Origin of the sequence: Brevibacillus panacihumi W25, assembly GCF_000503775.1 — a bacterium.
Classification (GTDB): domain Bacteria; phylum Bacillota; class Bacilli; order Brevibacillales; family Brevibacillaceae; genus Brevibacillus; species Brevibacillus panacihumi_A.
This window is the reverse complement of record NZ_KI629782.1, coordinates 578,239-599,121: the sequence shown is the minus strand read 5'-3', so window position 1 is coordinate 599,121 and position 20,883 is coordinate 578,239. Positions and strand designations below refer to the sequence as shown.

At 51.8% G+C, this 20,883-nt stretch carries 18 protein-coding genes; 8 read left to right on the top strand and 10 right to left on the bottom strand.

Features of this window, described 5'->3' with window-relative positions; genetic code table 11:
* The first annotated feature begins 21 nt into the window (after positions 1-21).
* The gene (locus T458_RS32430; RefSeq protein WP_023554666.1) at positions 22-1,890 is read left to right on the top strand and encodes a bifunctional homocysteine S-methyltransferase/methylenetetrahydrofolate reductase; all 1,869 of its coding nucleotides are present in this window, start codon (positions 22-24) and stop codon (positions 1,888-1,890) included.
* A gap of 88 nt (positions 1,891-1,978) precedes the next feature.
* Here the strand turns inward: T458_RS32430 and T458_RS32425 are convergent, their stop codons facing one another.
* Both T458_RS32425 and T458_RS32420 read right to left on the bottom strand, forming a co-directional pair.
* Positions 1,979-2,566 (bottom strand): mismatch-specific DNA-glycosylase, encoded by a 588-nt coding sequence (locus T458_RS32425; protein ID WP_023554665.1) that lies wholly within the window; start codon positions 2,564-2,566, stop codon positions 1,979-1,981.
* Position 2,567: 1 nt separating this feature from the next.
* Positions 2,568-4,088 (bottom strand): carboxypeptidase M32, encoded by a 1,521-nt coding sequence (locus T458_RS32420; RefSeq protein ID WP_023554664.1) that lies wholly within the window; start codon positions 4,086-4,088, stop codon positions 2,568-2,570.
* Positions 4,089-4,276: 188 nt separating this feature from the next.
* Between T458_RS32420 and T458_RS32415 the strand changes: the two genes are divergently transcribed.
* The 3 genes from T458_RS32415 to T458_RS32405 all read left to right on the top strand — a co-directional run bounded on the left by T458_RS32415 (position 4,277) and on the right by T458_RS32405 (position 8,306).
* Positions 4,277-5,875 (top strand): peptide chain release factor 3, encoded by a 1,599-nt coding sequence (locus T458_RS32415; RefSeq protein ID WP_023554663.1) that lies wholly within the window; start codon positions 4,277-4,279, stop codon positions 5,873-5,875.
* Between the two features lie 124 nt (positions 5,876-5,999).
* Entirely contained in the window at positions 6,000-7,148 is a 1,149-nt protein-coding gene (locus tag T458_RS32410) for an MFS transporter (protein WP_023554662.1), read from the top strand.
* 183 nt (positions 7,149-7,331) lie between these two features.
* Complete coding sequence (locus T458_RS32405; protein ID WP_171819348.1) at positions 7,332-8,306, top strand: alpha/beta fold hydrolase; 975 nt, start codon at positions 7,332-7,334, stop codon at positions 8,304-8,306.
* 24 nt (positions 8,307-8,330) lie between these two features.
* Here the strand turns inward: T458_RS32405 and T458_RS32400 are convergent, their stop codons facing one another.
* The 3 genes from T458_RS32400 to T458_RS32390 form a co-directional block, all read right to left on the bottom strand.
* A complete protein-coding gene (locus T458_RS32400; RefSeq protein ID WP_023554660.1) occupies positions 8,331-9,215 on the bottom strand; it encodes a carboxylesterase in 885 nt (294 codons plus the stop codon).
* A 366-nt stretch (positions 9,216-9,581) separates the two neighbouring features.
* A complete protein-coding gene (locus T458_RS32395) occupies positions 9,582-10,142 on the bottom strand; it encodes a GNAT family N-acetyltransferase (RefSeq protein WP_023554659.1) in 561 nt (186 codons plus the stop codon).
* A 251-nt stretch (positions 10,143-10,393) separates the two neighbouring features.
* Positions 10,394-11,221, bottom strand: a complete 828-nt coding sequence (locus T458_RS32390) for a sulfurtransferase (RefSeq protein WP_023554658.1) — start codon at positions 11,219-11,221, stop codon at positions 10,394-10,396.
* A 95-nt stretch (positions 11,222-11,316) separates the two neighbouring features.
* Here T458_RS32390 and T458_RS32385 point away from each other — a divergent pair, with 95 nt between their 5' ends.
* On the top strand, positions 11,317-11,859 hold the full coding sequence (locus T458_RS32385; protein ID WP_023554657.1) for a DUF502 domain-containing protein: 543 nt from the start codon (positions 11,317-11,319) through the stop codon (positions 11,857-11,859).
* 7 nt (positions 11,860-11,866) lie between these two features.
* On the opposite strand, the gene T458_RS32380 is transcribed toward T458_RS32385, so the two are convergent.
* The 4 genes from T458_RS32380 to T458_RS32365 form a co-directional block, all read right to left on the bottom strand.
* Positions 11,867-13,093, bottom strand: coding sequence for a benzoate/H(+) symporter BenE family transporter (locus tag T458_RS32380; protein WP_023554656.1), 1,227 nt, complete (start codon positions 13,091-13,093; stop codon positions 11,867-11,869).
* A gap of 90 nt (positions 13,094-13,183) precedes the next feature.
* Positions 13,184-14,623 (bottom strand): sigma-54-dependent transcriptional regulator, encoded by a 1,440-nt coding sequence (locus tag T458_RS32375; protein ID WP_023554655.1) that lies wholly within the window; start codon positions 14,621-14,623, stop codon positions 13,184-13,186.
* Positions 14,592-15,905 (bottom strand): sensor histidine kinase, encoded by a 1,314-nt coding sequence (locus T458_RS32370; protein ID WP_023554654.1) that lies wholly within the window; start codon positions 15,903-15,905, stop codon positions 14,592-14,594. The genes T458_RS32375 and T458_RS32370 overlap by 32 nt, the downstream gene beginning before the upstream one ends.
* Positions 15,906-15,915: 10 nt before the next feature.
* Entirely contained in the window at positions 15,916-17,064 is a 1,149-nt protein-coding gene (locus tag T458_RS32365; RefSeq protein WP_023554653.1) for an iron-containing alcohol dehydrogenase, read from the bottom strand.
* A 234-nt stretch (positions 17,065-17,298) separates the two neighbouring features.
* Here T458_RS32365 and adhP point away from each other — a divergent pair, with 234 nt between their 5' ends.
* Positions 17,299-18,312 (top strand): alcohol dehydrogenase AdhP, encoded by a 1,014-nt coding sequence (gene adhP, locus T458_RS32360; protein ID WP_023554651.1) that lies wholly within the window; start codon positions 17,299-17,301, stop codon positions 18,310-18,312.
* 393 nt (positions 18,313-18,705) lie between these two features.
* On the opposite strand, the gene T458_RS32355 is transcribed toward adhP, so the two are convergent.
* A complete protein-coding gene (locus tag T458_RS32355) occupies positions 18,706-19,140 on the bottom strand; it encodes a DUF2621 family protein (protein ID WP_031305359.1) in 435 nt (144 codons plus the stop codon).
* A 175-nt stretch (positions 19,141-19,315) separates the two neighbouring features.
* Here T458_RS32355 and T458_RS32350 point away from each other — a divergent pair, with 175 nt between their 5' ends.
* On the top strand, positions 19,316-19,690 hold the full coding sequence (locus T458_RS32350; RefSeq protein WP_023554648.1) for a hypothetical protein: 375 nt from the start codon (positions 19,316-19,318) through the stop codon (positions 19,688-19,690).
* Positions 19,691-19,754: 64 nt separating this feature from the next.
* The gene (locus tag T458_RS32345; RefSeq protein WP_023554647.1) at positions 19,755-20,717 is read left to right on the top strand and encodes a tetratricopeptide repeat protein; all 963 of its coding nucleotides are present in this window, start codon (positions 19,755-19,757) and stop codon (positions 20,715-20,717) included.
* Positions 20,718-20,883: the final 166 nt, after the last annotated feature.

Genomic DNA, 20,883 nt, shown 5'->3' with positions numbered 1-20,883 from the left:
CAGAGGAGAGAAGGGATCAGGTTGACGGCCACCAAACTAGATTTACGCGAATACCTCCAGCAGCATCTGTTGGTTGGGGATGGAGCGATGGCGACCCAGTTGCACAGACTGGGCGTCCCCGTGGGAATCAGCTTTGAGGAATTATGTCTCTCCAACCCGAAACTGGTGCTGGAAGTACACAATTCCTACTACCAGGCGGGCGCGCGTTTGCTTGAGACCAATACATTCGCTGCGAATCGCGATGCGCTGGCACGGTACGGAATGGAGCATCGCGTGACCCGCATCAATCGCCAGGCCGTGAGTCTGGCGCGGGAAGCGGCGCAGGGTGAGGGGTATGTAGCGGGGAGTATCGGTTCCATCCTGGCGGGACGAGTGCGAAAAAAAGTATTGGATGAGTACCGGGATCAATACGAGGAGCAGGCGATCGCTTTGCTCCACGCCGGAGTGGACGCGCTGCTTCTGGAGACGTTTCTGGATCTCGAAGAGCTGCTGCTCGCCATCGATGTGATTCGTCCATTGACGAACATACCTCTGATTACGCAGCTTGCGACCCTGGAGGTAGGGCGGACACGCGACGGTTATTCCTTGACAGAGGCTTTCGCTCGGCTGAAAACGGCCGGGGCCGATGTGATCGGTCTCAACTGTCGCTTGGGTCCGGCGGAAATCCTGCGCTCTTTTGAACAAGTGCAAGCACCCGAGGGAGCTGTATTATCCGCGTTCCCCAATGCGGGACGCTTAGGTCTGACAGACGGTGAGTACGCGTACAAGTCTACGGCAGACTATTTTGCCGAGAGCGCTCTGCGTCTGCGCGAGCAAGGGGTCCGGCTGATCGGAGGCTGTTGTGGCACCACCCCCGAACACGTCCGGGCAATGGCCGATGCTCTCGCTGCTCTGGAACCAAAGGAGCGCGTCAATCCCACAATCGTACCGGGTGAGCGGCCGCAGGTCACGGTCACGAGCATCCGTGATCAGGATCGGCCCAGTATCGTCGAGAAAGTAAAGAGCAACACCACGATTATCGTTGAATTCGATCCCCCACGCGACCTCGATGCCGAATCATTCCTGGAAGGGTGCTGTGAACTGCATAACGCGGGGGCTGACGCAATTACTTTGGCAGATAATTCGTTGGCAACTGTTCGGATGAGCAACATGGCTCTTGGCGCATTGATGAAAAGCCGATACGGAATCGATCCCTTGCTGCATTTGGCTTGCCGTGACCGCAATCTGATCGGACAGCAATCCCATCTGATGGGGCTGCACGCTCTGGGGATCGACCAGATCCTCGTCATCACCGGAGACCCGTCCCGCTTTGGCGATTTGCCTGGGGCAAGCTCTGTTTTTGATGTTACCTCCTTCGATTTAATTCGGATGGTGAAGCAATTGAACGAGGGCATCTCGTTTTCAGGCAGACCGTTGAAACAAAAAGCGCAATTTATCGTTGGGGCTGCTTTTAACCCAAATGTCCGGCAGATTGATGCTGCGATCGCACGTCTGGAGAAGAAAGTAGAGGCGGGGGCAGATTACATCATGACGCAGCCCGTCTATGATGCGGAGTCCATCAAGCTGGTCTACGAAGCGACGAAGCATATCGGCGTACCTGTTTTTATCGGGATCATGCCGCTGACCAGTCAGCGCAATGCGGAGTTTCTGCATAACGAGGTGCCTGGCATCAAGCTGTCGGCTGAAGCATTGGAGCGGATGAAACGGGTGCAGGGCGAGGAAGCGCGTCAGGAAGGCATCAAGATCGCCAAGGAGCTGGTCGATACCGCGATCCACTACTTCCGGGGAATCTACCTGATTACGCCTTTCAATTACTATGCGATGGCGGCAGAGCTGATCCAGTATACGCGCCAGCAAAGCGAGCTTTTAAAGGTGCCCGTTCAAGGGTGAAGAAACGTGCAGGTATATAAAAAAGGTCCGTCCACAGAACTGCTTCCATAGCGTTCGTGCGACAGGACCTTTTTTCGGCTTGCTCTTGCTATGCGTTGCCCGGCGGATGAAGCGGATGCCAGTTTTTCTCTATCAAAAAACGGCTTAGCTCACCGAACATGGCCAGACGCTCTTCACGGGTGAAGGAGGCGTTGGCGCCGCTCGTGGAAGGAATGACAAAGACATAACTTCCCGCCCAATCCTCAGTGGCAAAATACCGTTCGGATTGTATTCCGAGGGTGACCGATCCCTTTTTCTGACCGCTGGCCTGACGAAAGGCGGTAATCCCGTTAAAGCAAATGACGAGGGGACGATAGGTTCGAACCATCGCGACGAATTGCTCCGAGCCTTGCGCAAAATCCTCCTCGCGCAGGTCTACAGAGGAGCGGGTCGGGCGTGAGACCAGATCCGTGATGCCGTAGCTGAAATCGAGCAGCATTGCCGTCTCTTCAGGCGCAAGCTGGCGCGGAGTCAGACCGCCCTGATGCAGGCCGCGCCAAAAAAGGTTGGCTGGATTGGCGTAATGATACCCCGCGGTGGCGGAGACGCGTCCAGGGTTGATCCCGCAAAAAAGCACGACCAGATCACGCCGGATATAGGTCGGCAGCCACCGCTCGGTAAAATCAATGCCGGTCATGTTACAGCTTGTAGATCGCCGTGTATTTTTTTACGAGATAATCCATCAGATACGTGGCGTTGGTGCCTTCGCCCGTGATAGCCTCTACCAGCTCACGCGGGCTTTTCATTTTGCCGTATTGATGGATCTTCACTTTCAGCCATTCACGGATCGGAGCAAAATCTCCTTTTTCGATCAGCTCTTCGTAGCCGTTGATTTCCTGCTGCATCACATGGGCAAACTGAGCAGCATAGACATTGCCGAGAGAATAGGTAGGGAAGTAGCCAAAGCTGCCGCCCGCCCAGTGAACGTCTTGCAGCACGCCCAAGGTGTCAGTAGGAGGAACCACACCCAGATATTCTTCCATCCTCTCATTCCAAATCCGCGGAAGGTCGGCTACTTGTATAGTGCCATTGATCAAGCCTTTTTCAATCTCATAGCGAATCATTACATGCAGATTGTAGGTTACTTCATCGGATTCGGTGCGAATGAACGACGGCGTCACCTGATTGATCGCGCGGTAAAAGCTCTCTACACTGACATCGGCAAATTGGGTCGGGAAGGCTTTTTGCAATTCGCCGTACATGCCTTTCCAGAACGGCAGACTGCGTCCCACCATATTTTCCCAGTAACGGGATTGCGATTCGTGAATACCCATAGAGGTGCCATCGCACAACGGTGTGAACAGGAGCGCAGGATCGACATTTTGCTCATACATCGCGTGACCAGCTTCGTGAATGCAGCTGAACAGGGCATTGTTGAAGTCATGCTCGTCAAAACGGGTGGTAATGCGCACATCTCCAGGATTGAACGAAGTACAGAATGGATGAACACTTCGATCCATCCGGCCTGCCTGGAAGTCATATCCGATGCGCTCCAGCACAAAGCGGCTGAACGCCTCTTGTTCTCCAGCAGGGAAATACTTGGTAAGGAACGAGGTATCTGGTTTGTTTGGCGACTGGGCGATAGCTGCTACCAGCTCGACGGTCTTTTCACGCAAGGTAGCGAAAATGCTGTCGAGCTGGTCAACCGTCATGCCAGGCTCATACAAGTCCAGCAGGGTGTTGTATTTGTTTTTGCCATCTGTGCCCCAGTATTCGATAAACTTGAGCTGGAAGGCGACGATTTTCTCGAGGTAAGGCTGGAACATCGCGAAGTCATTTTTTTCACGAGCTTCTTCCCAGACGGTCTCGGCTTGTGAGGTGAGTACCACGAACTCCTGATAAGTTTCCGCCGGGATCTGCTTGTTGCGGTCATATTCCTTTTTGCATTCCAATACGCTCTGCCGCGTGATCGGGTCAAGAGAGTCAAGAGTAGCGCTGTCTGTCAACTCTTCAAGAAAAGCTTCCATTTCCTTGGAGGTCGCCAATTTGAATTGCTCTGCCGAAAGGGTGCCAATCACTTCAGAGCGGGCATCCATTCCTTTGCGGGGAGCTTGGGTTCGCATATCCCAATGCAGAACAGCCAATGCCTGATTGTAGCTGGCTATTTTCTTGACGAAATTGCGAAAATCCTTGACACGTGTTTCCAAGTTGGTAGACATGAGTTCCCTCCTCAGAGCAGCTTCGATCCAATACATGGATCGGCTTGCGTTCAAAAAATTTTTACTTCTAACATTATAGGCGTGTTGTAAAAAAATTACTAGGTGGATGCACGGAGGATTTGTCGGTATAATCGGTAAGGGAATAAAATGTGGCTATGAAAACGAATGAATACGACAGGAGAATGAAGATGAGTCAAACCAATCCACTATGGGAAAATGAGATTGCAAAACGGCGCACCTTTGCTATTATTTCCCACCCGGACGCGGGCAAGACGACCATGACGGAAAAACTCCTCTACTACGGTGGGGCGATTCGCGAAGCCGGCGTGGTAAAAGGACGTAAAAACTCCAAGCATGCCACATCCGACTGGATGGAAATCGAGAAAAAGCGTGGAATCTCCGTCACGTCCAGTGCCATGGATTTTGAATACAAGGGACATCATATCAACATTCTGGATACACCTGGTCACCAGGACTTCAGTGAGGATACGTACCGGACTTTGACTGCAGCAGATGCCGCTGTCATGATCATCGACGTAGCCAAAGGGGTAGAGGCGCAGACGATCAAGCTGTTCAAGGTTTGTCGAATGCGCGGCATTCCGATTTTCACATTTGTCAACAAACTGGACCGCCACGGGAAAGATCCGTTCGAACTGTTGGAGGAGATTGAGCGCGTCTTGGGGATTCGCTCCTATCCGATGAACTGGCCGATTGGCATGGGCAACTATTTTAGCGGCGTATTTGATCGTAAAAAATCGCGGGTGGAGCTGTATCAGACAGACACCCAGCATGAAGAGATTTCCTTCTTCCCTGTAGAGGGAGCAGAAGACCCGCTGATCGGCGAGCGCGTCGGACAGGAGCTTTGGCAGCAGTTGCAGGATGAAATCTCGCTGTTGGACGTAGCAGGCGACGAATTCGATATGGAACTGATCAACAAGGGAGAGCTGACGCCTGTCTTTTTCGGCAGTGCGATCAATAACTTCGGCGTGCAGACGTTCCTGGACAACTTTTTGCAAATGGCGCCGCCGCCGTCTCCGAAGAAGAGCAATCTGGGCATGATCGATCCGTACGCCAATTTCTTCTCCGGATTTATCTTCAAAATCCAGGCCAATATGAACCCCGCTCACCGTGACCGGATCGCGTTTTTACGGATCTGCTCCGGCAAGTTTGAACGTGGCATGAGTGTAAAGCATGTGCGTCTCGGCAAAGATATCAAACTCGCTCAGCCTGTGCAATTCATGGCGCAGGACCGTGAGATCGTAGATGAATCATATGCTGGTGATGTCATCGGTCTGTTTGATCCGGGCATCTTCCAGATTGGCGATACCTTGAGCGTCGGGCAGTCCTTCGAATATGAAGAAATGCCGCATTTCTCGCCGGAGTTCTTCTCCAAGGTGATGGTGAAGGATGCGATGAAGCACAAGCAGTTCCAAAAAGGCATCATGCAGTTGACCGAAGAAGGGACCGTCCAACTGTTCCGCACCTATCCGATGGAAGAGCTGATCATCGGGGTGGTTGGCGTGCTGCAGTTCGAGGTATTGGAGTATCGCCTCAAAGCGGAGTATGGCGTGGACATCATGCTCACTCGCATGCCGTACCAGATTGCCCGCTGGCTCGAAGGGGAAAAGGCGGCACTGGATGCACTGAAAAACAAGACGGTGACAGACCGCTATGGTCGTCCTGTCATGCTGTTTGAAAGCGAATATCAACTCCGTGTGGCTATGGAAAAATATTCCAGTATCAAATTCCACGAAAGCTCGCTGGGCTTGAAGGCCATTCACAACTAAAGAAGATCGATGACGAGAGCCTTGTGCGTATGCACAGGGTTCTTTCACTATTTAATCCTACTTGGACGACTCTCCTCATATACTGGGACAAAGCTTGGTCTACAGGAGAGAGGAGGGGGATACCATGCGGGTTCTCCTGTTTGTCGTGTTATTTGTCGTCGCCTTTGACATGCATGCTCAAACGCCGCTGCTGGCGCCATATTTGAATCTGCTGGGTGTCTCTGCGGCTGTAATCGGTTTTGTTTTGGGGGCGTACGCAGTCAGCAACTTGACCGGGAATCTGATCGCTGGTCCCTTTTTGGACCGCTTTCCCAAGAAGTGGTTTATCGCTGGCGGCTTGATTCTGGCTGGCTTCATGCTGATTGGCCAAGGAGTGGTCAAGAATACCGAAGGGTTTTTTGCCTTTCGCCTGATGCTGGGGTTTTTGATGGCGTTTGTCTCGCCTGCTTGTTCCGCCATGCTGGGAGAGACGGGACGGACAGAGCTGGAGCAGGGCCAGTTGATGGGACAAAAAGGCCTGGTGCTCACCTCGGCAGGAATCGTTTCGCCGGCGGTCGGCAGCTTTTTGGCGGTTCAATTTGGCTATGGGCAATCCTTTGTGCTGCTTGGCTACTTGATGATCGCCGTCGGGGTGTTTGCTTGGCTCGTCCTGCCCAAGCGTGTCGATGTCGCGCCAGACACCCAACTGAAGACCCAGGTGACCGGGAATAAGGGCTTGATCGGCGTATTTGAAAACAAGATGCTGTACCCGGCCTTTTTAGGCGGATTTGCTGTGCTGTACGCCCAAGGAACCATCATTTACGAGGTTCCGTTGCTCATTCAGCGGCAGGGATTGTCTCCGGCTGTGACAGGAATTCTCTTTAGTTTAAAGGGGCTTGGGACCCTCGCGATCCTCAGCCAGTTCTGGCTTCTGAAAATCTCCGTAGAAAACCGGATCTTCGCGTCGTTCGCCGTATTGAGTTTTTTGCTCTACATCCTGGCGATCGGGGCGCCTGTCCCGATTCAGGTGATGATGTTCCTGATGGGCGGCTGCTTCGGCGTGCTTTTCCCCGCCTTGGCGACGATACTCACCGTCTATTCGCCCAGGGAGCTGTACGGAAGTGTCTTTAGCGTCTACTCGGCGGTGCTTTCCCTTGGAGCAGTCATCAGCCCGATTGTGGCAGGCCTGCTCAGCAACTGGCACCACGCCCATTTCATCGCATTTTTCGTCACGGCTACGGTCTGTCTGCTGGGAGGCGTGCATCGTTGGCTGGTGAGCGGAGTCGTTCGGTAATTCGGTATCGTTATGCCTTCTCTTGTGTCAGCAGAACGTCATCAATATAATGGCAATATGAGAAAAACAAAGACGGGTTCGAAACACAAGAAAATACGAAATACAGTGATTGCGCTGGGATTGCTGCTCCTTTTTTTGCTCTTCCCGACCTGGACTCCTTCCCTGAAAGATGAGCATGGGGCAGTGTTGCCAAACAGCGTTGCGAGCTTGGAGGAGGTCGAGCTTGGGGGAGTCAAGCAGTCGATCCTGATTCGCGGAAAAGATCGCAGCAATCCGGTCGTGCTTTTTCTGCATGGCGGTCCTGGCTATCCGCAAATCGCCTATGCGCGCCGTTACCAAAGCGAGCTGGAAAACGACTTTGTCGTCGTGAATTGGGACCAGCGCGGCGCCGGGAAATCCTATCACTGGAATCTGACAGATGAGGATATGAAGCTCGACACCCTCATCGAAGATACGCGCCAGTTGACGGAATACTTGAAAGAGAGGTTCCAGCAGCCCAAAATCTTCATTGTAGGGCATTCGTGGGGGAGTCTTCTCGCGACCTGGACCGTCCAAAAATATCCCGAACACTATTACGCGTATATCGGTGTCGGACAAGTGGCAGACTCGCCGCAGGGAGAGTTGATTTCCTATCGGTACGTGCTTGAGGAAGCAAAGCGTCGAAATCTCATAGAAGCGGTCCGCGAACTGGAGGCAATTGGCGCTCCTCCTTACCAGAATCCGCGAGAGGATGCGACACTGGAGCGGAAGTGGGTCATGGCCTTTGGCGGTTCCGAGCGGGGGAGTGATACATACGCAGACATGATCGAAGGAATCTTGCTGGCCCCCGAGTACTCCTGGATGGATGGAATACGGCTTGTCTTGGGGGTTTTTTTTCCCCGCCACGCAATCCTGCCGCAGACCAGGAATGTAAAGCTTGCGGATACCGTTCCGGAATTGGCGGTCCCCGTCATTTTTTGCATGGGCAGACATGATTATATGACACCCTCCGCTGTGGCATACAGCTACTTCGAAAAACTGAAGGCGCCGGAGAAACAATTTATCTGGTTTGAAGAATCTGCCCATTTCCCGCATTTTGAAGAGACGGAGAAATTTCATGAAGTTATGCTGGAGTTGAAAAAGGCTATGATGCGAGTGCCAGCAGGCATTCCATCATAGCCTTTTCCTATTGAGTAAACGGATTCATTTAGCTAAAAAACGCAATACACGTTGGTTAACGTATTCTGGCTGTTCCATCGATACAACGTGGCCGGCATTTTTCACGATTTCGGCTTCAATCCCGGGGACCAAAGCAGACGCGCGAAGTAAGGCTGATTGCGGGTCATACATGACCTCGTGCTCTCCCAACAACAACAGAACGGGAACTTGTACTGATTGTAACTCGTCGTCAGTGAAAACATACGGAAATCCGTCAGCTTGAGGCTTTACACTCCTTGCTTCATCGTTCCACATGACTGCCGCATGATACTGTTTCGCAAAAATCGGGTAAAAGCCATTACGATCACCCATCATCCACTTTATAAAATTCTCAACTCCGTTAGGCTGTACAAGACCAAAGGCGTATGTATAAAAATCTTGATAAAAGGGTTGGAACGTTTCAGCAGGACTCAGGATGATGGCGCTTTCTACTCTTTCCGGCGCACGTAAAAGAAAATTCATGGTGTGAAGTCCACCAAGCGAAAGTCCGATCATGTGCGTCTTTTCGATCCCGAGGTTGTCCAACACGTCAAGAAGCCAGTCGGCGTAACCCGCTCTTGTACCGTGTAAATCAGTAGGAATGCTTTTGTTCTTATCACCGATGATGTCGATTGCATAGGTTCGGTATTGGGCACCCCAGTCGGCGATATTGGGATACCACATGGTAGAGCTGAACAGTGCGCCATGCAGCAAAACGAGCGGAGGGGCATCCTTTGGACCGCTTGCAATCACATGTGTTTGACCGAAGCGGGTAGATACGTAGAAGGTTTCGGAATCGACGGGCCAAAGAGCCAGGCTTTCGTCATAGGTTTGATAATAGTGAATGCCGCTGTCATGTAGTGGTGGAATAATCGGTGAATGGTTTGACATACAAATCTCCTCCCAATCCTGCATGTATGGATAGTCGATAGGTGAAGCAAAAAATGAAACAGGATTAGTTATTAATATAATACAGATTTCTATATGTGTCAAATTACCTTTATTTTATTTGGTAAAATCATATGAAACACAAAACAAAAATTGTATATAACAGTTTTTACAAAATCCAATTCCCTCCATCTCTAGCTGTTAGTTAAGGAAAATATGGAAATCAGAAAAAGAAAAAACCCACCCCAAGCTTAGCGCCAAAGGCAGGTTTTTGCGGATTTATGAACTTGGGCAACGCGATATTCTCGTCGCTAGCATCATGCCAGTCAATTTCTCCGTTAGGACTTGCAAAGACATCTCGGTGATGAGCTACTGATGCTCATCAAAAATCAAATACCAAAAAATTGCAATTTCATCACTGTGTTTATGAATGCCCTGATACAGGTGAAGATCAAACCCGCCAATTACGAAGCCACAGTTTTCGTAAAACTTGCAGGCACTCACGTTATGGCTTTGCGTCTCCAGCATGATTCCGGACATTCCGCCGTTTATCGCCCACCGCTTAGCCTGTTCGATCAGTTTACGACCTATCCCATGCACTCTATATTTTTTGTCTACTGCTATGTCCTCTACATAAGCATATTTGTTCCAATTCCGTTTTAATACGATACGGCCCACGACTTGATTCTCTGCGCAGGCCACGTACACGATTTGATCCGGGCTATCGATGTATTCGGAATAGTCTTCTTCCGCTGCCTCAAACTGATCTTCCGAATAGCGTTTCGTATAGCTAGGACATTCTTTCACCGTATATTCAATTTGTCGACCTGACAGGGACAGGATGACGGTGGAATCGACAGTAAAACTGTCATCTATTTCCTTACCGTTCATTTTATCTCCAACCGCAAACTCCCGAATCATAATATCCATACTCATCCTCCTGTATGTATGCGTAGTCTTAATAGTGGAGTGTATAGAGTATGTCGGCGGGTCTCGGACTTAACGGAAAACCGTTTTCATCATCATCGTAACCTCTCAGCGTGTTTTATTTAGGATTATTTTATCATTTTGCGAAAAGGGGACTTTGATCGCGTACTTGGCTAAAGCGAAGGCCGTGCCAGGCCACCAACCGGCAACCTGTCACAGCCCGCAAACCCGCATCCGACGCGGTCTTTCGATTCTTACTCGTCCCCAGTCGCAACCGGATTCTCAGGGTAGCTCACCCAATCGCTCCAGCTTCCGGCATACAGCTTGGCATCCGGTCTTCCCGCAGCATGCAGAGCGAGCAGATTGGAGCAGGCCGTCACACCAGATCCGCAGTAGACGATGATCTCTTTATCAGCAAAAGGGGCAATCCGTTCGTCCAGTTTTTCTTTGGCCAGCAAGGTTTGTTCAGAGGTGAGGTTGTCCTTGTAAAAGAAGTTCAGAGCACCGGGGATATGGCCTGCCTTGGGATCGAGCGGTTCGACCTCTCCGCGGTAACGTTCGCCTGCGCGGGAGTCGAGCAGCACCGTCTGCGGACTGCGCTCCCGCACGCCTTGGACATCGACAAGCATCTCGGGTCTCACAGCCGGGACGAAGGCGCTTGGGACAGGAGAAGGCAATTCAGCCGTAACGGCAAAGCCAGCCTTTTTCCAGGCAGAGTAACCCCCTTCAAGTACAGCGGTGTTGTCATGCCCGAGGTAGCGCAAGAGCCACCATAAGCGGCCCGCATACGCCATATCCTGGTCGTCATAGGCGATGACGGTTTTGCTCTGATCGATCCCGGCCTGCGAAAAGAGCGAGACCAGATCGTCGATTTCCGGCAGAGGGTGACGGCCTCCGTGCTCCTTTTTTTCACCCGACAGATCGCGGCTTAGATGAAAGTAAAGGGCCCCGGGAATGTGATCCTCCTGATATGCCGTTTCTCCGGCTTCCGCATCCGTGAGGACGAATCGGCAATCGACGATGATGATGTGCTCATCGTCGAGGTGGTCGTGGAGCCACTGCGGGCTGACGAATGTTTGCATCATTCTCCCTACTTTCGTTTTTTTCTCCATCATAGCAGATGGGGGAGGGATCAGGTAGAATATTCAATGGAACGAGAGAGAAAGGAGCTGGACGAATGAAACGCATCTTCCGCTATTTTTTAGAAGGACTTCTGTATGTGATCCCCCTGGCTGTGACCGTCTATATCCTCTATAAAATCTTTGTCATCGTGGACAGCTGGCTGAATCTGCCCATTCCGGGAGTGGGTTTTCTCCTGACCTTGGCAGGGATCTTCATCATCGGATTTTTGGCCTCCAATGTGCTCACGCAGGGGCTTATGTCGTTGATATCCCGCATGTTTGAAAAAATGCCGTTTATCAAGCTGATCTACACGTCGATCAAGGACTTGATCAGCGCTTTTGTCGGAGAGAAAAAGAGCTTTGACAAGCCCGTCCTCGTCACATTGACCAAAGACGGTTTTCCGAAGGCTATTGGCTTTATTACCAAAGAAGATCTGGAATCGTTCGGACTTTCCGATCATGTGGCTGTTTATCTGCCGCAGTCGTACAACTTTGCCGGCAATCTGCTGATCTTCCCCACCGAACAGGTAACCCTGCTCGACGCAGACAGCACAGAGGTTATGGCATTTCTGGTCTCCGGCGGCGTGTCAGGCAAATAAGCGGCTCTCAACCCGAGACGTCAATATCCTGTTCTTTGCTTTTCTTCAACATACGGCGCACATCTCCATTGAGAATCAGGTTGGTCAGTACCCCGGCGACGAGGCCCCAGAAGGCCGCTCCAATGCCGCCAATCGAGATCCCGGAGATCGTTACGAGAAACGTAATCAAGGCGCTTTCCCGCTCTGAGGGTACGCTCATGGCTGACGTCAGGCTGGATGAAAGAGAAGCGAAGAGGGCCAAACCGGCGATGACGGCAGTCAATTCCTTGGGAAAAGCGGAAAATACAGAAACGATGGTCGCCCCGAACATGCCAAACAAGAGGTAAAACAAGCCGGAGGAAATGCCGGCGATGTAGCGCTTGCCCGGGTCGGGATGCGCTTCCTTCCCGGTGCAAATCGCTGCTGTGATGGCTGCCAGGTTGATGCCGTGCGAGCCGAAGGGGGCCGTCAGGAGCGAGGCCAATCCAGTCGTGGCGATCAGCGGGCTTGCGGGCGTGTCGTAGCCGTCCGCTTTCAATACACCCATGCCGGGAGCATTTTGCGAGGCCATCGTCACAATAAACAGCGGAACACCCAACCCGATTATGGCATCCAGAGAGAACGTGGGCATGGTAAAAATCGGTTTTACCAGCTCCACCTGAATCGTGTCAAAATGCATCCGGCCAAAGCCAAGAGCCACAGCTGTTCCGACAAGTAGCGCAATGAGAACTGCGTAGCGGGGCGTCCAGCGTTTGGCGCATAAATAACTGATCAGCATTGCGATGGCAAGTGCTGGGAAATCCGGTATCGATACGAATACCTGAACCCCGAAGGAGAGCAGGATTCCTGCTAGCATCGCTGTCGTGATCGCTTGCGGTACATAAGCCATGATTTTAGAAAAAAGACCGGATATGCCAAGCAGGGTAATGGCCAGCCCGGAAATCACAAAGGCTCCGATCGCATCGGAAAAAGAGTAGGCAGACCAGCTTGCTACCAGAAGCACCAGCCCTGGGGTAGACCAAGCCGTAATGATCGGTGCCTTGAACCAGATGCTCAACACGATCGCGCTCAGCCCCGTCCCGAAGGAGATGGCCCAGATCCAGGAGGAGACCAGCTCATGGCTCAAGTTGACGACCTCGGCTGCCTGAAACACGATCAGGAGAGGCCCCGCATAGGAAACCATAGTGGCGATAAGTCCGACGATAAAAGCAGAAATAGAGAAGTCAGTGCGAAGTTGGCGCAGACGTGAATACAAAAAGGGTGCCCCTTTCTATGGATTTGTCTGATGATTCAGGATGTTTGCTCCCTATTATACCTGCTCTGATCTGTTTTGGCGTCAGGAGAGTTACGATTTTTCATGCAAGATATACCGAATGGTCCGCTTGGTGATATTGAGCTTTTTGCTGAGAAGCTGCCGGTCTCCCTTGGTTTCGGTAAGTCCTTTTTCGATGATGGCTCTGCTCAGCTCTGTCTCCAACTGTTTCAATCTGCTGGTGAGATAGGCAAAATCGAGCTCATCAATCGATTTGACATTGTGTGTAACCGATTGGATAAATCGCGAGCACTCCTGATCCAAGCGCTGGGAGAATTCTGATGCAAAAGAAGAGGAGGGACGTGGGTCCCGAGCTTTTTCACGCACATTTGCCGGCAAATGCTCGGCGCGCAATACCCGGCATTCATGCAGGGCCAGTGTTTGATTCAATACATTGATAAGCTGCCTGACATTGCCAGGCCATTCATATTGCTGCAAAACCTCCACTGCCTCGCGATCGATTTCACACGAAAAATTACCTCTTTTTTCCAAAAATACCTTGGCAATCGCAGGGATATCCTGCACGCGTTCCCGCAACGGAGGAATCGCAAGCTTGATCCCCTCCAGACGGTAAAGCAAATCTCGGCGAAACCGGTTCATTTCCACCTCGTGCTCCAAATCCCGATTCGTAGCAGAAATAAAGCGGATGTTGCTCTGCGTTACCTGCTCGCCCCCGACACGAATGAATTCTCCACTCTCCAGGGTGCGCAAGAGCTTGACCTGAATGGATGCCGGAGCTTCCCCGATCTCATCGAGGAAAAGCGTTCCGTTATGGGCAAGCTCGAAAAAGCCTTTGCGTGCTTTCAATGCTCCGGTAAAAGCTCCTTTTTCATAGCCAAAGAGCTCGCTTTCCAGCAGGGATTCGGGGACAGCCCCGCAGTTGAAAGCAACGAAAGGGTGGTGGGCTCGCGAGCTTTCGCCGTGAAGAAAACGCGCCATTAATTCCTTTCCTGTCCCCGTTTCTCCCTCAATCAACACATGGATAGCCTTGGGGGCCAGTTTTTTGGCGATAGCAGCCACCTTTGCCATGGGGCTGCCGGGTGTAAATATGATGCCGTACGACGCAGCCTGCTGAACCAGATCATGTTCCTGGTCGACGGACGCCTCAAGCAAGGAATCGATGATTCGCTCAAGACCGTCAAGATCATCGAATGGTTTTTCTAGGTAGTCCTTGGCTCCACGCTGGATTGCCGTTACCGCTGATTTGATCGTGCTGTAGCCGGTCATGATCAGGACTTCGCAAGCCGGATAGACCGATTTGATGCGCTGGAGCAGATCCAGACCGGATGCATCGGGGAGCTTGAGATCAAGCAGGGCTGCGTGAAAGCCGGCAGAATGGCTTTGCAGCAATCGTTCCACATCCTGTCCTGTATGGGCGACTGTCACATCACAGTTTTTTTGCTTGAGAAAATAGGTGAAGAAGGAAGTAACCTCGTGCTCGTCATCGACTATCAGGATCTGTTTCTTCTCCATGATCAACCTCCTCATCGAATGACAGTGGCAGCAATAAGGTGAATAGGCTGTACTGGTTGCTTTCGCTTTGCGCCCAAAGCTTTCCTCCATGCGCAGCAGCGATGCCCAAACTGACGGATAGGCCGAGCCCGGTCCCTTTGGAGCGGTCTTTGGTAGAGAAAAAGGGCTGAAAGATTTGCGGGAGATGCTCCGGCAAAATGCCCATTCCATTGTCGTGAACGGAAAGCCCCGCATAGGAGCGGTTCTCGTCCTTGTGTAAAAACGTACGTATGGTGATGCGCCCGTCTTGTTGGCCGGCAAGGGCATCTCTGGCATTCAGCAAGAGATTGATCACGATTTGCTCGATTTGATGACGGCTCCCATAAAAGGAGAGCTTTGCCGGGGCTTGCTCGAATTGGATGGACAAGCCTGACACCGTAAGCTGATAACCGATCAATCCCAACGCGTCTTCTACCACATCATCGAGAAAGACCTCTTCGAACTGATACTCTTCCTGCCGTGAAAAGGTGAGCAGGTTTTGAATGATTTTCTTGCAGCGGACACCGCAGCGATAGATGTCGTTCATCAAGGGAGCAGCCTCACTCGTACCCATTTCACGCAAGAGCAGCTGGGAATTGCCGAGGATGGCCGTTAATGGACTGTTGAGCTCATGAGCGATGCCCGCAGCGATTTCTCCGATCGCTGCCATCTTCGCAGACTGCACCAGTTGAGCCTCAATTTTTACTTTTTCACTGAGATCGTGGAAGAGCAGAATATTTTCCACACAAACACCGACGTGGCTCGCGGTCAGTTGAAACAATTCGCTCTCTTCCTTGGAAAGCTGCTGCCCCTCATGGTGAAGGATAGTCAGAAATCCGAAGGTTTGTTTTCGCAGATTTTGCAAGGGAACGGAGGTGGCCAGGTGCTGGGGAAGAACCTCGCTGATGGAGTCATGCAATCGTTGAGCAGCCTGCGCGAGATCGGTCGAGGCCGTATGCTGCCACGACTGGCATTGCCATTCCTCTCCGTTCCAGCGGGAAAGATAGGTCGATAAAGCACTTCCTTGCTGCAGGGAAAGAGCAAAATGCTCAAAGGGAAGGATCAGCTGCAGCTGTGTGGCGATGGCGATACTCGTCTCGGGCCAGGTGGCGTTGATCTGAATTTGCGTCAGCTGGTTGATGACAGCAAGCTGGTTGTTTTTCTTTTTCATCTCCTCCACGAGATAAATCAGCTCGGAATAGTAGCTCTTCCGGGAGGATTGGATGCCAGTCAGCTTCTCCAAGATCTCCTGTTTCCTGTACATATAACTCCTCCTACAGGGCTTGCCGGAATATGGCGGCAACATCATTTACAGTCATGTCGCGCGGGTTGGTGGCCATGCAGACATCCTGAAGGGCATGCGTGCTGAGCCATTCGATCTGGTCAGGCTGCAGGCCGATCGCGGAGAGCGATTCGGGAATGTCCAGATCCCGCGCCAGGTCTTTGACAGCTTTTAACGCGAGGCGGGAAGAGTCGCGCAAGCTCAAGCCAGAAGTGTTTTCGCCCAGACATTCTGCGATGTGCCGGTATTTTTCAGGGACGGCTAAGTAATTGTATTCCAGAACATAGGGGAGCAGGATCGCATTTACTTCTCCGTGGGGAGCGTCGAGAAATCCGCCGAGCTGGTGGGACATGGCGTGCACTGCTCCCAGAATGGCGTTGGAGAAGGCGATGCCGGCTTGCAAGCTCGCCATGGCCATTGCATGCTTGGCATCTGCGTTGTAGCAGCTCGCTACAGATGGACGCAGATGCTTGGCGATCAGTCGCATGGCTTGCAGCGAATGCACCTCCGTCAGCGGGGTGGCAGCAAGAGAGACATAGGATTCGATCGCATGGGTGAGCACATCCATGCCTGTATTGGCGGTCAGCTGCTGGTCCTTGGTCATCAAGGTTTGCGGATCGATGATCGCAATGTCGGGAATCAGGGACTTGGAGATGATCGCCATCTTCACTTTTCTCGCGCTATCGACGATGATGGAAAATTGCGAAACCTCTGATCCCGATCCGGCAGTAGTCGGCACCATCACCATGGGCGGCAAAGGGTGGCGAATTTTATCGACGCCTTCGTAGTCGACGATATGGCCTTCATTGGTTCCCAAGAGGGCAATGGCCTTTGCTGCATCGATCGCACTGCCCCCGCCGACGCCAAGGATGGCATTGCACTCCTTCAAGCGGTACTCGGCTACCCCGGCATGGACTTCATAATCTTTCGGATTGGCTGTGATTTGCGTCCACAGGACATAGTCGAGGTTCTGCTGCTGCAGGTAATGAATGATTTGCTCGATCCAGCCTGCGTTTTCAACTCCGGGGTCGCTGACGAGAAAGACTCGGGTCGCACCCAGCCTGCGCAGGCTTTCGCCGATTTGCCCCAGGGACTGATTTCCAAAAATGATTTCCGGTGTCATAAACTTCGAAATCTGCATGCCGCATCCTCCTTTCTCTCTTCCCTAGTAATACATCAGGACAGAGCCGATTTCCTGTCGCAGCCAAAAGCTCGGCAAAGCGGCCGTTTTTTCGGCCCGTTCAGCCAACATTGCGGCCGGATGAAACGATATCTGAAGCTGATGGGCAGGAAATAAAGCGTTTTCATCTTGGCACACACATTGCAAAAAGAATTGGCAGAGTCGAACAAACACCTCAAAAGAGGAGGAAGAGCAATGAAAGCAGCGGTCGTCAATGGATTCCAACAAAAGCTGGAGGTAAAAGAGGTGGAGGTGCCACAGGCAGGGTATGGGCAGGTGCTGGTGCGTGTCAAAACCTGCGGTGTATGCCATACGGATCTGCATGCCGCACAAGGAGACTGGCCGGTCAAACCGAAGCTGCCCCTCATTCCTGGGCATGAGGGAGTAGGCGTCGTGGAAAAGCTGGGGGAGGGAGTGACCTCGCTGAAGGTAGGGGATCGAGTAGGGATTCCCTGGCTGTTCTCTGCATGCGGCGAATGCGATTACTGCCTGACCGGCTGGGAAACGCTTTGCCAGCATCAATTAAACGGCGGCTATTCGGCAGATGGAGCCTATGCGCAATACTGCGTCGCCCCGGCAGCCTATGTGGCACGCATTCCCGATGAGCTGAGCGATGTGGATGCCGCGCCGATTCTTTGCGCCGGTGTGACTACTTACAAGGCGCTGAAGGTAGCGAATATCAAACCAGGCGAGTGGGTCGCCATCTATGGAATCGGCGGTCTGGGACATGTCGCGCTGCAGTATGCCAAAGCGATGGGATACAATGTCGTAGCGGTTGACATCCACTCGGAGAAATTGGAGCTAGCCAAGGAACTGGGTGCAGACGTAACTGTGAACGGAAGTGAAACAGACCCCATCCAAGCGATTCAGGAGCAGGTAGGAGGCGTCCATGCCGCGATCAGCGTAGCGGTTACCAGGAAGGCTTTTGAACAGGCGTACAAATCGGTCAGACGCGGCGGATCGCTGGTCGTTGTCGGCTTGCCGAACGCTGACTTGCCCATCCCGATTTTTGATACCGTGCTAAACGGAGTGACAGTTAAAGGTTCTATTGTAGGTACCCGAAAGGATATGCAGGAAGCGCTAGATTTTGCCGCGCGTGGCAAGGTAAGGGCCATCATCGAGACGCAGCCGCTGGAGAAGATCAACGAGGTATTCGAGCGAATGGAAAAAGGACAAATCAATGGCCGGGTTGTATTGACCCTGGACTAAGCATTGGAATAGGAAAGCTGCCATCGAAACATGATGGCAGCTTTTTTCATGAAACAAATACACTTCATGAGTAGCCCTCAAAAAGTAATACGAATACCAGGTAAAGCTTGTCGAGGAAAAAGGGAAAAAAAGCGAAGGCATTTGGGATCTTGACCCAGGCGCAACGGAAAAGGCGGAACACGGTTTCAGCGGCCAACCCTGATACACTCCCTGGAGTTGGCTGCTTTTGGCTGCGGTTCCGCCTTTGGAGTGGAGCCGGCCCTGGCCGACCCGCAGTAAAGACCCCACCCCGCCGGGAGCGTTTTTCCCTTTTTCCTCTGCTCCGCTACAGCTGGAGGACCACCAAATCTGTTTCTCACTATGTAACTTAGCGGCAGCCCGACACTCACGGCTTCACGCTTCCGTATGCAGATACTTTTTGTACGGCGTATAATCAATCTGCTTCGACTCCAGATGAGCGATCAGCCATTTATGGTCTCGTTTTGGCGTGGCGACGATATAACCCTTTACAATCAGCTCGGTCGAGATCGTCTCTGCCTTTTCCTCCAGCGCCAACTGTCCGATCTTGGATGCGATGGAGCGTCTCGCTACATCACGAAACAGCTGCGGTACCGGAGACACCAACTCATTCAACAGCTCCAGTCCTTCCTCTGTCCACCGTGAGCGAGTCTGATCGATATAGTAATCCTGCCAGTCAAGATCGGACTTGCCGTCTTGCTTGGGCATCGATTTCAAAAATTTGCGGAACATGAAAAAACCGCCAATAAACATCAGACTGACCAGAACGATCGACCATCCCACGATAAAGAGGGAGAACCCCGTGGTCATTTGCATGCTCGTACACCTCGTTTACCAGGCAAAATTGCGTATTACCCAAAGTGTAACGCATTTTGCCTGTGACAACAAACTTTTTGTGCCATTGCCCAAGTGCGGTGTTTGCTCTTCCCAAGCGCACCTAACATTGTGTATGATAGGTAGTAAACTTATGAAGGAGTTGACGCTTATGTTCAAGCTTGGACAACGCGTCGTCATCGTGGCCGACTCCTTTGAACAAGGTTTGCCCATTAGCGAATACGGTTACCTGATCGCTCGCGACCGTAATCCAGACAGTGCTTTTGCGTGGATTGTGCGAATCCCTAAAATAGATAAGCAATTTCCTGTCGTCGAGGAGGATATTGCATTGGAACAACAAATCCTGGAAGAGGAGGCGGAGCGAGTATCTCGCGAGGCCTTGCTCGATTACGCACTAGCGACACGCAATGAAGCGCTATTTCGTCAACTGCTGGGGATGCAGGAGGCGGATGAGGCTAATGACGAACCGGTCAAGGAATCAATGGAAGAATTTATCCGCAAAGTAAACATGAAGGCCTGGATTTAAAAGGGAGACAAGGACCGTCGCACCCTAAAGACCATTTTACGGGAAATGAAAGTGAGGCTGTTTCATGTCTGATTTTGTGACGTTCACTAACGAGTTTGGCCAAACGGTTCAGATGTCGCGCGAGGATTACCAGAAAAAGGTAATCCCTGCCAATCTGGATCGATACTGGGACGACAAGGACAAGTTGCGGGATTTCGCCATGGAATTGGCGAAAGAGCAGTTCAATGAAGAGGCAGCGAGTGCGGCAGACAGACTGCTGGAACTATACGGCCCGATCGAGTCAGCCCTGATTTTTCGGGCTGTCGTACATATGCAAGCAAAGGAATTTGAACGTGCCAAAACCATCCTGATCAATTGCCTGGACCGTTTTCCCGCCTCCGGTACGGCCTGTACCAATCTAGCGAAAATATACGGCGCAGAGGGAGACGAAGCCAAGGCTTTTGAAATGCTCGAGACGGGCTTGTTCAAGGACCCCAACCAGGAAAATGCCCTGAATCTATACGCGCAGGCATTTGTGAACAGCGGCAGAAAGGATGAGCTGCGACGTCGTTTGGAAACGCTCTCCTCCAAGGAAGGCGCATGGCGTCCCAAACTTCATCTGGCACGACTCGCTCTGACGGAAGAAAATCTGCTCAAAGCGATGCAGTGGTACCGGGAGGCAATCGAAGGGACCAAGGACCGCTTTGAGGTGGTCATGACCGTCACGGGAGAGTTGGGACAAGCAGGGTATGTGTATCAATTGATTCAGATCTGCGAGGAATACTGGCAGCCTGAGTTTCCCTATCCCTATGCGGGCTTCAACTACGCGAACGCCTTGCTCGCGACGGATCAGAAGGAAAAGGCCATCGCGATCCTTCGCCACATGCAGGACCATCTGGCAGACAACTACAAGCCGATGGTAGACCATTTCCTGGCCCGCATCCCTGGTGCGGCAGAGGCGGAAGCGGCCGCCGTACAGAAAGTGGCGCTTGAACAAGCAGAAAATCCGGCGCATAAAAAAAGCTGGTGGAAGTTTTGGAAATCTTGATGGAAGCTTTGAAGTGAACAGAGGCTATCTCTTCGTCAGCAGACGATAGGATAGCCTCTATTATTTTGGCAGCTGGGAATGAGTATCACTTGTATGATCCATAAAATGTTCATTGGAAAAAAAGAAAAAGAAGATGTATGATTAAAATAATTATTAGATAGGATTT

Excerpts from the sequence above, each read along its gene's own strand:
- T458_RS32425 (WP_023554665.1), bottom strand. The coding sequence starts at position 2,566 with ATGACCGGCATTGATTTTACCGAGCGGTGGCTGCCGACCTATATCCGG.
- T458_RS32420 (WP_023554664.1), bottom strand. The coding sequence starts at position 4,088 with ATGTCTACCAACTTGGAAACACGTGTCAAGGATTTTCGCAATTTCGTC.
- T458_RS32415 (WP_023554663.1), top strand. The coding sequence starts at position 4,277 with ATGAGTCAAACCAATCCACTATGGGAAAATGAGATTGCAAAACGGCGC.
- T458_RS32410 (WP_023554662.1), top strand. The coding sequence starts at position 6,000 with ATGCGGGTTCTCCTGTTTGTCGTGTTATTTGTCGTCGCCTTTGACATG.
- T458_RS32400 (WP_023554660.1), bottom strand. The coding sequence starts at position 9,215 with ATGTCAAACCATTCACCGATTATTCCACCACTACATGACAGCGGCATT.
- T458_RS32395 (WP_023554659.1), bottom strand. The coding sequence starts at position 10,142 with ATGGATATTATGATTCGGGAGTTTGCGGTTGGAGATAAAATGAACGGT.
- T458_RS32390 (WP_023554658.1), bottom strand. The coding sequence starts at position 11,221 with ATGCAAACATTCGTCAGCCCGCAGTGGCTCCACGACCACCTCGACGAT.
- T458_RS32385 (WP_023554657.1), top strand. The coding sequence starts at position 11,317 with ATGAAACGCATCTTCCGCTATTTTTTAGAAGGACTTCTGTATGTGATC.
- T458_RS32375 (WP_023554655.1), bottom strand. The coding sequence starts at position 14,623 with ATGGAGAAGAAACAGATCCTGATAGTCGATGACGAGCACGAGGTTACT.
- T458_RS32370 (WP_023554654.1), bottom strand. The coding sequence starts at position 15,905 with ATGTACAGGAAACAGGAGATCTTGGAGAAGCTGACTGGCATCCAATCC.
- T458_RS32365 (WP_023554653.1), bottom strand. The coding sequence starts at position 17,064 with ATGCAGATTTCGAAGTTTATGACACCGGAAATCATTTTTGGAAATCAG.
- adhP (WP_023554651.1), top strand. The coding sequence starts at position 17,299 with ATGAAAGCAGCGGTCGTCAATGGATTCCAACAAAAGCTGGAGGTAAAA.
- T458_RS32355 (WP_031305359.1), bottom strand. The coding sequence starts at position 19,140 with ATGACCACGGGGTTCTCCCTCTTTATCGTGGGATGGTCGATCGTTCTG.
- T458_RS32350 (WP_023554648.1), top strand. The coding sequence starts at position 19,316 with ATGTTCAAGCTTGGACAACGCGTCGTCATCGTGGCCGACTCCTTTGAA.
- T458_RS32345 (WP_023554647.1), top strand. The coding sequence starts at position 19,755 with ATGTCTGATTTTGTGACGTTCACTAACGAGTTTGGCCAAACGGTTCAG.